Source organism: Micromonospora echinaurantiaca, assembly GCF_900090235.1.
Lineage (GTDB): Bacteria > Actinomycetota > Actinomycetes > Mycobacteriales > Micromonosporaceae > Micromonospora > Micromonospora echinaurantiaca.
Genome location: NZ_LT607750.1, coordinates 3,148,786 through 3,163,315, shown reverse-complemented (window position 1 = coordinate 3,163,315; position 14,530 = coordinate 3,148,786). Strand labels below are relative to the sequence as shown.

Here is a 14,530-nt window from a genome sequence, read left to right as displayed (position 1 = left end):
CGGTGGCGTGGGGCACGCCGCTCACCTACGTGCTGGCGCTCGCGGTCGCGGCCGTGTCGATCACCCCGGTGGTCTACGTGATCGTCGGCGGCTTCCGCACCACCCCGCAGATCATCGCGGACCCGGCCGGCCTGCCCGATCCGTGGGTCGCGGACAACTACGTCCGGGTGCTGACGCAGAGCGACTTCTGGCAGCAGGTGGTCAACAGCGCGGTGATCGCCCTGGGTACGACGCTCGGCGTGGTGGTGCTCGGCGTCTGCGCCGCGTTCGTGCTCGCCCGGTACACCTTCCGCGGGCGGGAGGGGCTCTACACCTTCTTCACCCTCGGCCTGCTCTTCCCGGCCGGGGCGGCGATCCTGCCGCTCTACCTGATGCTGCGTGACCTGAACCTGATCAACTCCTATTACGCGGTGATCCTCCCGCAGGTCGCCTTCCAGTTGCCGCTCACGATCGTGATCCTGCGTCCCTTCCTTTCCGCGGTACCCCGCGAGCTGGAGGACGCCGCCGCGATCGACGGTGCCGGCCGGCTCGGGTTCCTCTGGCGCATCATGCTGCCGCTGTCGCGGCCGGCGCTGGTCACGGTCGGGGTCCTCGCGTTCGTGGCGAGCTGGAACGCGTTCCTCCTGCCGCTGCTCGTCCTCGGCGACGCCGAGTTGCACACCCTGCCGCTGGGTGTCCAGAACTTTTCGAGTCAGTACACCTCGGACACCGCGGGAATCCTCGCCTTCACGTCGCTGGCGATGCTGCCGGCCCTGCTCTTCTTCACGCTGGCCGAGAAGCAGATCGTCGGCGGCCTGCAGGGCGCGGTCAAGGGATGAGCGACAGCGGTACCAGCACAACGAAGGGGAAGCACATCATGACTGAGGTTCGGGGTGCGGTGGGTGGGTCGGTGTCGGTGCCGGTCCAGGCGGAGCCGGACCACGACCTGCGGGACGGGCGCGACGGCGAGGCGCGCCTTCGCGAGCTGCTCGGCCGGATGACGATCGAGGAGAAGGTCGCCCAGCTGGTTGGCTTCTGGGAGAAGGAGGACGGCGAGGCCGTCGCACCGCTGCAGGGCGAGTTCGGCGACAGCAGCAAGCTGGAGGACTTCTCCCGGCACGGGCTCGGCCAGCTCACCCGGCCGTACGGCACGCGTCCCGTCGACGCCGCCGCCCGCGCGTCCTGGCTGTGGAAGTTCCAGTCGGACCTGGTGACCGGCACCCGGCTCGGCATACCGGCGATCGTCCACGAGGAGTGCCTCACCGGGCTGTCGGCGTGGAAGGCCGCCACCTTCCCCACGCCGCTGGCCTGGGGGGCCGCCTTCGATCCCGAGCTGGTCACCGAGATGGCCGCGGCGATCGGGGCGTCCATGCGGTCCCTGGGCATCCACCAGGGACTCGCCCCGGTGCTCGACGTGATCCGTGACCCGCGCTGGGGTCGGGTCGACGAGTGCATCGCCGAGGACCCCTACCTGGTCGGCACCCTCGGCACGTCGTACGTGCGCGGCCTGCAGTCGCAGGGGGTGCACGCCACCTTGAAGCACTTCGTCGGCTACTCCGCCTCGCGCGCCGGGCGCAACTTCGCCCCGGTGCACGCCGGCCCGCGGGAGGTCGCCGACGTGCTGCTGCCGCCGTTCGAGATGGCGATTCTCGACGGCAACGCGCGCTCCGTGATGCACTCCTACGCCGAGATCGACGGCGTGCCCGTCGCCGCCGACCCGACGTTGCTCACCGGCGTGCTGCGGGACAGATGGGGCTTCGACGGCACGGTGGTGGCCGACTACTACGGGGTGGCGTTCCTGAACCTGCTGCACCACGTGGCGGGCGACCACGCGGAGGCGGCCGTGCAGGCGTTGACCGCCGGGGTCGACGTCGAGCTGCCGACGGGCGACGCCTACCTCGCCGTGGCGGAGGCGGTGCGGGCGGGCAAGCTGAGCGAGGCGCTCGTCGACCGGGCGGTGCTGCGGGTCCTGCGGCAGAAGCTGGAACTCGGGCTGCTGGACGCCACCTTCACGGAGGAACCGCCCCAGGGGGTCGACCTCGACTCGCCCGAGCACCGGGCGATCGCCCGCCGCCTCGCCGAGGAGTCGATCATCCTGGTCGCCAACCGGGACGCGCTTCCGCTGCCCGCGGGCCGGCGCGTCGCGGTCATCGGCCCGAACGCCGACCGGCCGGGTGCGCTGTTCGGGTGCTACTCCTTCCTCAACCACGTCCTCGTCCAGCATTCCGACGTGGAGACCGGCATCGAGGTCCCGACGGTCCTCGACGCGATGCGAACCGAGTTCGGCGCCGATCTCGTCACCGCCGCCCGCGGCTGCGATGTGGACGACGACGACCGATCCGGTTTCGACGAGGCCGTCGCCACGGCGGCCGCCGCGGACGTCGCCGTCCTGGTCGTCGGCGACCACGCCAGCCTCTTCGGGCGCGGCACGGTCGGCGAGGGCTGCGACCGGGACGACCTGGAGCTGCCGGGCGTCCAGCGCGAGCTCGTCGAGGCGGTGCTGGCGACCGGCACACCGGTCGTCCTCGTGCTGCTCACCGGCCGCCCGTACGCGGTCGACTGGGCGCTGGCCCGCTGCGCGGCGGTGGTGCAGGCGTTCTTTCCTGGCGAGGAGGGCGCCGGGGCGATCACCGGGGTGCTCTCCGGGCGGGTCAACCCGTCGGGCAAGCTGCCGGTCAGCCTGCCCCGGTCGGCCGGGGCGCAGCCGTACTCGTACCTGCACCCCACGCTCGGCGAGGGCAGCGAGGTGACCAACCTGCCCACCACGCCCGCGGCGCCGTTCGGCCACGGCCTGTCCTACACCACGTTCGAGTACACCGACCTGACCGTGCCCGCCACGGTGCCGACCGACAGGGCGCTGCCGGTGACCGTACGCGTGACGAACACCGGCGCGGTCGCCGGCGACGACGTGGTCCAGCTCTACGGCCGTGACCTGGTGGCGTCGGTGACCCGGCCGGTGGCGCAGCTGCTCGGCTACCGGCGGGTCCACCTGGCGCCCGGTCAGTCGGTCACTGTCGAGTTCACCGTGCCCACGACGCGGCTGGCCTTCTCCGACCGCACGCTCACCCGGGTCGTGGAGCCCGGTGACGTCGAGGTCTGGGTCGGTACGAGTGCGCGCCGGGACGCCCAGGGGCTGACCACGTTGGTCGGCGACACCGTGCCCGTCACCAACTCCTCCGCCCGGTGGACGACGTCCGAGATCAGCTGAGCTACGCCCGCCCGCCGGCCGTCGATTCGGGACGGCCGGCGGGCGTCGTCCGGGTCGCACCGTCCGGGACGTGCCACCCGGTGAGCGGATGGCCGAGCCATTCCCGCGATCGGCCGGTGGCCGCGTGGCCGAGAGGGACGTTGTGCCCGGCCGGACCCGCGCAGAAGCGCGACAGCGGTCCGTGATCTGACTCGACCGATGGCTTTACCTACCCGTCGGTGCGGCGGACGATGAGCCTTGCGAGACGTGAATGCGCTGCTCATCCCTCGTCTGCCCGGCATGGCGCCGGCGGTAGCCGGCAGATACCTCCGCGGGCGAGCCACGACCGGAGTCGGCCTGACGCGATCGCCACCGACGCTGCGCGGAGGTCACCATGGCCGAGATACTCGTCGTGCACGGCACAGTCCGGCCCCGGGCGACCGGAGGGTCGGTGGAGGGCTACCGCGTGCAGGTCAGCCTGCGGGCGGAACGGACGCTCGGGGACGCGGTGCTCCGGTTTCCCGTTGTCGGCTCGGCGCGGCTACCCGCCGACGGCGAATTCCGGATCGAGGTCACGCCGGACGGCGTCCCGGTCGACCCGGTGGAGATCTCCGTGGCGGCCGCGACCGGTGTCGAGGTGCACCGGCTGCGGCGCTCGCTCGAGCAGCTGACCAAACCACTCCGGTTGCGGGTCCCGACGGTCGACCGGGTCGAGGTCGTGCCCAGCGACGAGCCCAACCTGGGTGCCCGTGCCCGGATCACCGGCCAGGTCGTCGACCAGCAGGGCCGGCGGGTTCCGCCCGACCTGCCGGTGGTGATCTGGGGCGTCGACCAGGCCGACGGGTCCGACATCGAGGGTGACAGCCGACCGGCCCGGCCCCTGGTCATCACCGCGACCCGGTCCGACGGCCGGTTCGGCGCGGACTGGGTCGACGACGTGCTGGCCTCGGCCTCCGGCAGCGTGGCCGGGGGAGCGCGGCAGCCCGTGTCACTGGCCGCCGACGGCCGGCTGCCGCGGGCGATCCTGCTGGTCGTCGACCTTCACGACGACGAGCTGCCGGACGACGATTGCGGCTGCTCCGCGACGCCGCCCCGGTTGCCGGACCAGGCCGATCTGACCGGCAGCCCGGAGGCGTTCTCGCAGGACCTGGGCGGTGGCTGTGTCGATCTGACGATGCCGAACCGGGCCATCGAGGAGTTCGCGTACTTCCAGGTGGTGCGGACCTCGGAGCCGCGGGTCGCCGGGCTGACCCTGAACCCGCGCCGGGCCGTACCGTCGGATCTGCTCGCCGACCTGCTCGGCGTGTCGATCGCGTCGCAGGCACTCGGCCTGACCCGGCCGACGTCGGTGGCCCTGCAGACCACGAACCTCACCCTCGACGTGCACGCGGCGCGTTCGCTGGTCCGTACCGACCGGCCGCCGAGCGTCGCCGCGATCACCCGCGCGGCGTGGCTGTCGGAGGTGACCGCCACCACGGACATGATCGACGCCGGGCTGCGGACGGCGTGGGATCGGACGGTCCTCGACGCCGAGGACGCCATCGACTGGGACCACACGCCGCGGATCCACCCGGCGCTGGACATCGCGTACGGTCACCTGCTGCAGTTCCGAGAGGTCTGGCGCGCCGACGGGTACTCCCTCGGCGACCTGCTCTACTCGCTGCCGCTCGCGCCCGGGCAGCGTCGCCAGGTCGCGGTGGTCGACTGGGACCGGCGCACGTCGTCGGCGCGGGAGGAGCGGCTGGAGTACGAGGAGCACCTCGACGCGCTGCTCAGCCGCGACCGGGCCGTGCTGGAGATGGTCGGTACCGACCTGCACGAGGAGATCTCGTCCGGCTCACGCAACACCACCTGGGGGGTCGCCGGCGGGCTCGGTGCGGGCTTCATCGGCAGTGGTTTCGGCATCTTCGGCGGCGTCGCCGGCGGCACCAGCGGGTCCAGTTCCTCGTCCTGGCAGGACGCCGCGCGGACGTTCGCCGCCGATTCCATGCAGCAGTTGCGGGACCGGGTGGCCCAGCGCAGTTCGGCGCTGCGCAGCCAGCGCTCGTCGGTGGTGCAGAGCGTCAGCCAGGGGGAGACGCTGCGGGCCGAGACCGAGGTGGTGGCCAACTACAACCGGTGCCACGCGATGACGGTCGAGTACTTCGAGGTGCTGCGGCACTTCCTGGTCACCCATGAGCTGGCGGACGTGCGCGAGTGCCTGTTCGTGCCGCTGCCGCTGGCGCCCTTCGACCGGGCGAAGGCGCTGCGCTGGCGCGAGGTGCTGGGACGCTTCCTCCGCAGGGGTGAGCTGCGCGGCGGCTTCGACGCCATCGAGCGGATCGCCGACAACTGGGTGGGCTGGGACTTTCCGGTGGCCCGCTACAGCGAGGAGGCGCCCGAGTCGATCGAGGGCGAGCTGCGGGTCAGTTTCCTGCTGCCCCGCCCGCGCGACGCCGCCGACGGCAAGTACCAGGTCGACATGTGGCAGCCGCTGGCGCCGTTCCTGAACGTCGACACCCTGGAACTGTTCACCGCCAAGCTGAACGAGCGGACCGCGCGCGAGCGGGACCGGATCTTCCGTACCGAAATCGCGCCCGGCATCGCCGAGCGTCTGGTGCAGCGGCTGCGGCTGGCGTTCGTCGGGCCGAACGGTGGCGAGTCCGAGGTGCCGGTCGACGCCACCCTGGTGTCGCGCTACGCCGAGAGCGTGCCGCTGTACGTCACGGTCAACCAGGCCGGGGCGGTGCCGGGCGTCCCGCGCGACGACATCGCGCACGTCAAGATCTGGTACGACGGCCCGCCGCTGCCGCCGGACGCCCAGGTGATCGTGCACTCCGGCCGGTTGCGCTACCGGACGCCGCACCTGTCGGCCGTGCTCTTCGACGACGCCCGGATCATCGACGACATCAAGCTCGGCGACGCGGTCGTGGTCGCCGCGCCGCTGTCCCAGCGCGAGCTGCGCAACCCCCGGCAGGAGGACGTGAAGCTGGCCGACCTGCTGGTCGCCCACCTCAACGACCACCTCGAGTTCTACCACCAGGCGATCTGGATGAGCCTGGACGCGCAGCGCCGGTTCATGCTGCTCGACGCGGTCGAGGTGCCGGGGCTGGGCGGCCGCAGCGTGGCCAGCCTGTGCAGCAACCAGCTCATCGGCATCGTCGGGAACAGCCTGGTGCTGCCGGCGGCACCCGGGCTGCGGCTCGACCCCACGCTCACCGAGGCCGGCGGCGAGGCGGCCCCGGTGCCGCTGGTCAACGCGTACGCCGCCCCGCCGGCGCCGCCGCTGCGGGTCAGCGTGCCGACCCGTGGCGTCTTCGCCGAAGCCGTCGCCGGTTCGTGCAACGCCTGCGAGAGCGTCGACGACACCCGCTACTGGCGGTGGAGCACCGACGGGCAGCTCGAGCTGCCGGAGATCTCCCCCGTCTCCACCGAGAGTCGGGCCGGCGACGAGCCGGACCTCACCCCGACCCCGCTGCCGGCGCCGCTGGTGCAGATCCAGAACGCACCCGCGGTGCCCGATCCGGTCGGCCTCCGGGCCGCCTTCGAGCTGCTCTCCAAGCCGGGCCTGTTCCAGGACGTCACCGGACTGGAGGGCACCCAACGCAACGCCGCGGCGGCGTTCGAGGCGTCGCTGTCGGCCGCTTCGGCACTCGGCGACGAAGCGGCGAAGCTCGCCAGCCAGCAGGAGCTCGGTCGCAACGCCGAGCGGATGCTGGACCGCATCAACCAGGCGCGGGGCGACGGCCTGCTCTCCCAGAGCGAGGCGCAGGAGCTGGCCTCGTCCGCATTGCGCGGCCTGGTCGGCGAGCCACGGTCGGGATCGCAGAGCCCCACCACGGATCCGATCGTCGACGGCGTGATCGACAAGGCGGCGCAGGGCGCGAAGGCCGACATCAAGGTGAGCAGCCCCAGCGAGACGGTCGAGGTCAGCTTCGCCGACGAGCGGGGAGTCGTCGGCGGCGGGCTCACCCCGTCGCCGCCCCTGGAGCTGTTCCACCAGATCCCGCAAGTGGTGGTCATTGAGCCGTTGTGGGAGACGAGCCTGACCCCCTTCGTGATCGACACGTACGACACCCTGAAGGCACTCCTCGGCGACCACCTCGAGAAGCCGGAAGCGGCCGGGCTCATCGAGCAGGATCCGCTCGATCCGACGAAGTACCTCGTCGAGCGGCGGCTGCGGATCGTGCACCCGGCCGACGCCGCCACGCCGACCCGGGTCGCCGGAACCGGCCGGCTGCCGGTGGCGGTGATCCTGCACGGGCAGTCGATGCCCGGCAGGCTCATCCCGAGTTTCAACGGCTACCAGAAGCTGCAGGAGGAGTTGGCCCGGCACGGGATCGTCTCGGTATCGGTCGACACCAATGTCGCGAACCTCTTCGACTCGATGATCGAAATGCGGACGCAGATGGTGCTCGGTGCGCTGGACGCGTTGCGGACCCTGGACGCGAACCCGTCGTCGTCGCTGCACCAACGGTTGGATTTCGACCGGGTAGCGCTGATGGGGCATTCCCGCGGCGGCGACGCCGTGGTCCGGGCCGCCCGAAGGAACAGCGCCCGCCCGCCGGCCACCCGGTACGGCATCCGGGCAGTGTGCGCACTCGCCCCGACCGACCTCGCGTTCGGCAAGCCGGAGGAGGTGGCGCTCGGCAGGGCCGACACCCCCTTCTTCGCCGTCGTCTACGGCGCGCGCGACGGCGACGTGGCCGGCGGGCGAGGTGCGAGGTACTACGGGGGGACCGGGTTCCGTCACTACGACCGCGCCACCTGCGACAAGGCGATGGTCTTCATCGACAACTGCAACCACAACCGGTTCAACTCCGAATGGTTCAAGGCCGCCGACGACGCGGGCCTGTTCCCGGATCGTCTCCTGTCCGACACGGATCACGAGAAGCTCGCCGACGAGTACATCGGCGGGCTGTTCCGGTGGCGACTGCTCGGCGACGCGAAGCCGAAGGGGCTCTTCGACGGCACCGCCACCAACACGCTCGGCGCGGGGGTGTCGTTGCAGTGGTCGTTCGGCAGCCAGATCCAGGTCCTCGACGACATGGAGGACCCGGTCAGGCCCCGCACTCTCACCGGTGGCTCCATCGACCCGTTCCCGGACGTCCTGATCGGCGCCCGGTCACTGGACATGGCGACGAACCACGTGACGACGATCCTCGTCCTGGAGCCACCCGGTCCGGGCGGTTCGGCCTACTCCGTCGCCCTGCGACCGGGGGAGTCGGACTGGTCGAGCTTCGACGCGCTGACCTTCGGTGTCGGCGCCGACTACGACCTCACCAGCCAGGACACCATCGACGCCGGCCAACTACCGGCCTTCAGCGTGGTCGTCACCGACGCGGACGGGGCTAGCACGACGATCAGCGCGTCGGCCCTCAGCGGACCGCTCGTTCCCCGACGGCCCGTCTGGCACTGGACAACCGGGAACTCCACCGTTCTGCGCCTGGAGACCATGACCCTTCCGGTGGACAAGCTCACCGGCATCAACCCCGCCCGGGTCGCGCAGGTCGGCCTGAGAGCGGCGCCCGGCATGCTGCGGCACCTGTTCTTCGACTCCCTTCAGCTCGTGCGGCACTAGGAGCACGCCATGCAGGTCGACAGCGCCGACTTCGAAACCATCGCCACACCGCTGCCCACGGACTGGGTGATGCGGGTGGTCATCCGCGGCAGCGGCCTCGTCTTCGGCGCGACCCCGATGCTCGCCAGGGTGGGGTCCCAGGCGGTGCAGGGCCTGATGCCGACCCTGGCGGAGGGGGTCGTGCTCGGTTTCCTGACCGCCGTGCCGGACGACGGCGACGAGCTGCGGATCGGCTACGCCAACGGCGAGGACCTCGCCTCCACCGGCGTCACATACAGCGCTCCGGACGCGTAGGAGGACAAGATGACAACCCTGCTGCGCGGCACGCTCGACGCGACCGGCGTGCACGACTTCACCGGCTACGCGGTCAGCGCCCGGTTCGAGGAGCGGCTCACCGTCGACGCGGCCGAGGCGGTGTTCGTGGCCGGACGCCGCGACGCGGTTGTCGAGCGCGACGGCGCCTTCGCGCTGGAGCTGCCCGATCCTGCCGACCGACGCGGGCCGGTGACCCTGACGGCATTCGCCCCCGACGGGCTGCCGGCCGGAAACCGGGTCGTCCCCGCCGACCTGCCCACCGAACCGGTCGAGGTCACCGTCGTGGCGCGGCCGGCCACCGAGGTGCCACCGAGCGGGGACCTCGCCCTCGGCCAGCAGCTGAAGTACACCGGCCTGGCGATCGACCCGCGCGGTCGGGGCGTGCCCGCCGACCTGCTGCTGGTGATCTGGGCGCGGGCCGACGCCGAACCGGCGGCCGCCCCGGTGTCGGTGACCCGGACGGCGGTAGGCGGCTACTTCTCCGGGCCGTGGCCGAGCCGCGGGTTCGCCGAGGCGTACGCGGTGCTCTCCGGCGGCCCGCCCATCCCGATCCCGTTGGAGGACGGGCTGCTGCCCCGGCGGATCGTGCTGCAGGCGCCGGCGCTGCCGGCCCCGCCGCCGAAACCCGACGACTGCGACTGCCCGGACCCGACCTCCCCGCCCCGCTCACCCGACCAGGTGGACGTCGCCGGCAACGTCGAGGCGTACGCGAGTGACGCGGTTCGCTGCGTCGACTTCACCGTCCCCAACCGCACCCTCGACGAGGTGACCTACCAGGCCGTCGTCCGCACGACCCAGCCGCAGCTCAAGGGCGTCACGCCCACCGGCCGGCCGGCCATCCCCGGCGCGCTGGTCGACGAACTGGTGCGGCTGGCCCGCGTACGCCCGGTCGTGCTGGACCCGGTCCCGCCGGTCGCGCCGGCCCCGACCGCCGACCCCGTGGCGAACCTGCCGCGCACCGGCCCGTTCGCCCTCGGCGCCGCGGCCACCCGCGCCGCCGCCGGCCTCGCGTCCGGCGCGCCGGAAGCCCGCGCCGCCGCCCGGCAACCCGAGGTCGTGCCGCGCGCCCTCACCGCGGCGCAGCGCTTCGTGCCCGGCATCGAACTCGACGGCCGGTGGGCGTCGACCGCCCCCGACACCCTGGCCAGCCGGGTCCTCGAACAGCGGGCACTGGCGGGCGACCCCCTGCGGCTGGACCCCAGCGTGCTGGCGGACCTGGCCCGGGACCCGCACGACGTCACGCCACTGCGGCTGGTGGCCGCCGAACAGACCAGCGTCGTCCGCCGCTTCCGCGCCGCCGTCGGGCTGCTCGCCCAGCCGGAGCCGGGCCGGTTCACCCTCGATCCGCACCGCCAGCTCGACTGGGACCAGATCCCGTACGGCTACCAGGCGACCACCATCGCGCACGGACACCTGCTGACGATCAAACAGGTGTGGCGGGCCGACGGCTACTCCCTCGGCGACCTGCTCTACTCGCTGCCGCTCGCGCCCGGACAGCAGAAACTCGTCTCCGTGCTCGACTGGAACCGGTCGGAGGTCGCCAGCCGGCGGGCCGAACGGACCGTGGCCGAGGAACTCGTCGCCGACCTGAGCCACGACAGCGACATCAGCGACGTCATCCGGTCCACCCTGACCGAGTCGATGCGCGGCAACTCCTCGGCCGACGTGTCGTCCGTGGCGGCCGCCATCGGCGGGTTCATCGGGCCGTTGGTCTTCGGCGCCGCGGGCGGCGTGTCGTCGGCCGGCTCGACGGCCAACCAGACCTCCGCCCGCGCCCTCACCGGCACCGCCCTCAACCAGGTCCGCGACCGCACCCTGCAGTCCGCCAGCGCCGTCCGCGGCCAGCGCTCCACCCTCGTGCAGACCGCCCGCCAAGGTGAGTCAGTGCGCGCGCAGACCGAGGTGGTGGCGAACTACAACCACTGCCACGCGCTGACCGTCGAGTACTTCGAGGTGCTGCGCCACCTGCAGGTCAGCCAGGAACTCGCCGCGGTGCAGGAGTGCCTGTTCATCCCGTTCGCCATCTCGCCGTTCACCGCCGACAAGGCGCTGCGCTGGCGGGAACCACTGGAACGCGGGCTGCGCCGCCGCGACCTGCGGGCCGCGTTCGACGCGCTGGCGCGGGTCCGGGCGAACTGGGCCGGCGCGGACGTGCCGCCCGCCCGGTACGCCGACGAGGCGCTGGTCGACCTCGACGGCGAGCTGCTGGTGCGGGCCACCCTGCCGCGGCCGGCGGACGGCGAGTCCGGCGAGTTCGTCGAGGCGAACTGGGACGGCTACGCCGACCTGCTCTGGGACTCGCCGGCCAACATCTGGCAGCGGTATCTGGGAGTCGCCCTGCCGGCGTCCCGCGACGCCATCTGGGACAGCCGGATCGCGCCCGGGGTGGCCCAACGGTTGCTCGAAACCATGACCATGTCGCTGATCGAGGACGGGGCGGCCACCCGGACGGTGACTGTCGACCCGGCGATGGTCGGACTGTTCGGGCAGGACCGTCCCATGCTGGTCGGGTTGCAGGCCGGCATCCCGCTACCGACCGTGCTGCGCGCCCAGATCGACCGGGTCCGGCTGTCGCTGGCGATCAGCAACCTGCCGCCGGGCGCCCGGCTGGTGGTCGACTCGGGGTCGCTGCGCTACCGCACCGCTCACCTGAGCCACCACCTGTTCCTCAACCGGCGGATCCTCAACGACCTGAGCCTCGGCGACGCCGTCGAGATCGCGGTGCCGCTGGACGCTGTCGAGAAGCGGAACCCGCGCGACCGGGACCGCCGCCTGGCCGAGCGGCTCCTCGACCACCTCGACGAACACGTCGAGCACTACCACCGGGCGATCTGGCTCATGATGGATCCGAACCGCCGCTACCTGCTGCTGGACGGGTTCGTCGCGCCGGACGCCGGCGGGCGCAGCGTCGCCTCCGTGGTGGAGAACCGGGTCGTCGGCGTTGTCGGCAACAGCCTGGTGATGCCGGTCGCGCCCGGGCTGAAGCTCGACGCGACGTACGAGTTCGGCCGCTCGACCCCGGCGGACCTGCGCCACCTCTACGCCGCCGACCCGGCGCCACCGATGCGGATCAGCCTGCCGACCTCCGGCGTCTTCGCCGAGGCCGTGCTCAGCAGGTGCAACAGCTGCGAGGTCATCGACGACACGAAGTTCTGGCGGTGGGAGGAGGCACCGATCCCGGACCGCCCACCGGGCATCGACCCGCTCAGCACGGCCAGCCGGCGGAGCACCCCGCCCAACCTGACACCCGACGCGTTGCCGACCCCCGTCGTCGGTCTGCAACAGGTGCCGACCGCCCCCGACCCGACCGGCCTGGCGGCGGCGATGACCGCGCTGGGCAGCGCGACCATCTTCAAGGACCTCACCGGGCTGGCCGTCAACCAGCAGAACGCCGCCGAGGCGCTCAAGACGTCGATGACCGCGGCGCAGGGCTTCGCCACCAAGGCGGGCGCCCTCGCCCAGCAGCGGTTCCTGAACAAGGAACTCGACCGCACCCTCGCGCACATCAAGGACGCCCGCGACAAGGGGCTCCTCACCGACGACGAGGCGCGCACCCTGACCCGGAGCACGCTGCGGGGAGCGATCGGCGAGGTACGGCCGGCGACCCCGACCGCGACCCGCTCGGCCGCGGTGCGACGCGCGATCGACCGGGTGGCCACCTCCGATCAGGGCTCGCTGCGGGTCACCCGGCCCGAGGGGACGGTGTCGGTCAAGACCGGCGCCGCCGCCGGGCGGCCGGCACTCGACGTCGCGGTCGATCCGCCGGTCGTACCGATCACGCAGAAGTCGTCGCTGGTCTGCTGGGCCGCCGGCGCAACGATGATGTCGAACTGGAAGACCGGCCGGTCGGCGACCGTCGAACAGGTCCTCGACGGACTCGGCGGCTCGTGGCGCAGCAGGTACGACCTGAACCAGGGGGTCGGCGTCGCCGACCTGCGGGCCGTCCTCACCGCGGTGGGGCTGACCGAGGACGGCCCGGTGAGCTACACGCCGGAGGGTCTCGCCCGGCTGATCGAGGCGGCCGGCCCGGTGCTCGACGTCGGCGACGACGGGATCGAGAACAACCAGATCTCGCACGTGCGGATCCTCACCGGTGTCCGCGGCGACGGCACCCCGGACGGAAGCACCGTGTCGATGGTCGACCCCGCCAGCGGCACGGCGCTGACCATGGCCTTCCGGGCCTTCGACCAACTGCACACCGGCGCCGACCCGGTGGCGCTGCTCGTCGGCGTCTTCCATTTCTGACGGCGACTTGGCCGGCTGGTCCACGCGGCCGGCGGGTACCGCGACCGCCGGCACGAGGCCGGGTCAGTGGCTGGCCTCTGTGGGGCGGTCGAGCAGCAGGTCGGCGGCGCGGGCGAGGACCTGGGCCCGGCTGCGGTCGTCGTGGTCGGCGGCGAGGAAGTGCTCACCGATCGCCAGGCAGAAGGCGAGCAGGCTGCGGGCCTCGATCTCGTCGGCATCGGAGCGGAAGGTGCCGATCATCTCGCGCAGCAGCGCCATCCGCCGGTTGTCCACCCGGCGCAGGCGCTCGGCGACCGTCTCGTCGCGCCGGGCCCAGTCGCGGATGGCGAGGTCGATCGGCAGCAGGCGCTCGCTGGAGAAGGTGAGCACACCGGCGCGTTGAATCCTGGTCTTCGGGTCACCGCCCTCGCGCTCGACGCGGTCGATCACCTCGTCGATGCTCTCGCGCTCCCAGGTGTCCAGCATCGCTGTCAGCAGCGCGTCCCGGTCGGCGAAGGACCCGTAGAACCCGCCCTTGGTGACGCCGAGCCGCTTCGCCAGCGCCTCGACGCGGACGGCATCCGGGCCGCCGGTTGCCAGCGCCCGCAGCCCTTCCTCGATCCACCTGTCCCGCGGCGTACGAGTCGCGCCCACGATCCGCCCCACCCCACCTTTCTATATACGCCACCGTACAACAGGGGTTAGCCTTGTTTTATACGGCACCGTATATCAGATCGGGGGCAGCGAGATGACCATCGGCCTTGTCGACAGTGCTGTGGGGACGCACCACATCCCCGCGGCCGTCCGCGCGCTCAGCTCGCTGCCCACCATCGACTACGCCGACCTGTTCACCCTCCGCACGGAGGCCACCGCCACACCGGAGCAGTGGGCCCGGGCGATGTTCGGCGACGTCCCCAGCGTCGCGGAACTGCTGATCTGGCGCGGTGTCCTCGGACTGCGACTCAGCCGGGGACGATCGCCGGACACCGTGGCCGGATGGCGGATCGACGGCCGTGGCGACGACTGGATCCGGCTCCAGACCGCCTCCTGGTTCCTGACCGCCAACCTCCTGGTGCAGACCGCCGACGGGCGGGTCTCCCTCGGCACCTTCCTGCGCTACGACCGGCGCCTCGGTCGCGGGGTGTGGCCCCCGTCGTCCGCCGTCCATCGCCGACTGGTACCCGGGGTGCTCCGCGCCGCCGCCGCCCGCGTGGCGACCTCCCGCCCGGACCGGACGATCCCGTGAGGCCGCCTCGGCCGCTGGT

The 14,530-nt window shown here is 72.3% G+C and carries 7 protein-coding genes; 6 read left to right on the top strand and 1 reads right to left on the bottom strand.

Annotation, left to right across the window (positions count from 1 at the left end; all coding sequences use genetic code 11):
* Nucleotides 1-2 precede the first annotated feature (2 nt).
* From GA0070609_RS14415 to GA0070609_RS14395, 5 genes are all read left to right on the top strand, one after another.
* On the top strand, nt 3-818 hold the full coding sequence (locus tag GA0070609_RS14415; protein ID WP_408630647.1) for a carbohydrate ABC transporter permease: 816 nt from the start codon (nt 3-5) through the stop codon (nt 816-818).
* 38 nt (nt 819-856) lie between these two features.
* Nucleotides 857-3,187, top strand: coding sequence for a beta-xylosidase/alpha-l-arabinosidase (locus tag GA0070609_RS14410; protein ID WP_088994285.1), 2,331 nt, complete (start codon nt 857-859; stop codon nt 3,185-3,187).
* Between the two features lie 373 nt (nt 3,188-3,560).
* Nucleotides 3,561-8,726, top strand: a complete 5,166-nt coding sequence (locus GA0070609_RS14405) for a poly(ethylene terephthalate) hydrolase family protein (protein ID WP_088994284.1) — start codon at nt 3,561-3,563, stop codon at nt 8,724-8,726.
* A gap of 9 nt (nt 8,727-8,735) precedes the next feature.
* The gene (locus GA0070609_RS14400) at nt 8,736-9,020 is read left to right on the top strand and encodes a hypothetical protein (RefSeq protein ID WP_088994283.1); all 285 of its coding nucleotides are present in this window, start codon (nt 8,736-8,738) and stop codon (nt 9,018-9,020) included.
* Between the two features lie 9 nt (nt 9,021-9,029).
* A complete protein-coding gene (locus GA0070609_RS14395) occupies nt 9,030-13,286 on the top strand; it encodes a papain-like cysteine protease family protein (RefSeq protein WP_088994282.1) in 4,257 nt (1,418 codons plus the stop codon).
* Between the two features lie 63 nt (nt 13,287-13,349).
* Here the strand turns inward: GA0070609_RS14395 and GA0070609_RS14390 are convergent, their stop codons facing one another.
* On the bottom strand, nt 13,350-13,931 hold the full coding sequence (locus GA0070609_RS14390) for a TetR/AcrR family transcriptional regulator (protein ID WP_088994281.1): 582 nt from the start codon (nt 13,929-13,931) through the stop codon (nt 13,350-13,352).
* Nucleotides 13,932-14,013: 82 nt separating this feature from the next.
* Between GA0070609_RS14390 and GA0070609_RS14385 the strand changes: the two genes are divergently transcribed.
* On the top strand, nt 14,014-14,511 hold the full coding sequence (locus tag GA0070609_RS14385; protein WP_088994280.1) for a hypothetical protein: 498 nt from the start codon (nt 14,014-14,016) through the stop codon (nt 14,509-14,511).
* The last annotated feature ends 19 nt before the right edge of the window (nt 14,512-14,530 follow it).

What these genes read in the sequence shown, in the direction of transcription:
- GA0070609_RS14385 (WP_088994280.1), top strand. Translation starts at nt 14,014, where the DNA reads ATGACCATCGGCCTTGTCGACAGTGCTGTGGGGACGCACCACATCCCC.
- GA0070609_RS14395 (WP_088994282.1), top strand. Translation starts at nt 9,030, where the DNA reads ATGACAACCCTGCTGCGCGGCACGCTCGACGCGACCGGCGTGCACGAC.
- GA0070609_RS14400 (WP_088994283.1), top strand. Translation starts at nt 8,736, where the DNA reads ATGCAGGTCGACAGCGCCGACTTCGAAACCATCGCCACACCGCTGCCC.
- GA0070609_RS14405 (WP_088994284.1), top strand. Translation starts at nt 3,561, where the DNA reads ATGGCCGAGATACTCGTCGTGCACGGCACAGTCCGGCCCCGGGCGACC.
- GA0070609_RS14410 (WP_088994285.1), top strand. Translation starts at nt 857, where the DNA reads ATGACTGAGGTTCGGGGTGCGGTGGGTGGGTCGGTGTCGGTGCCGGTC.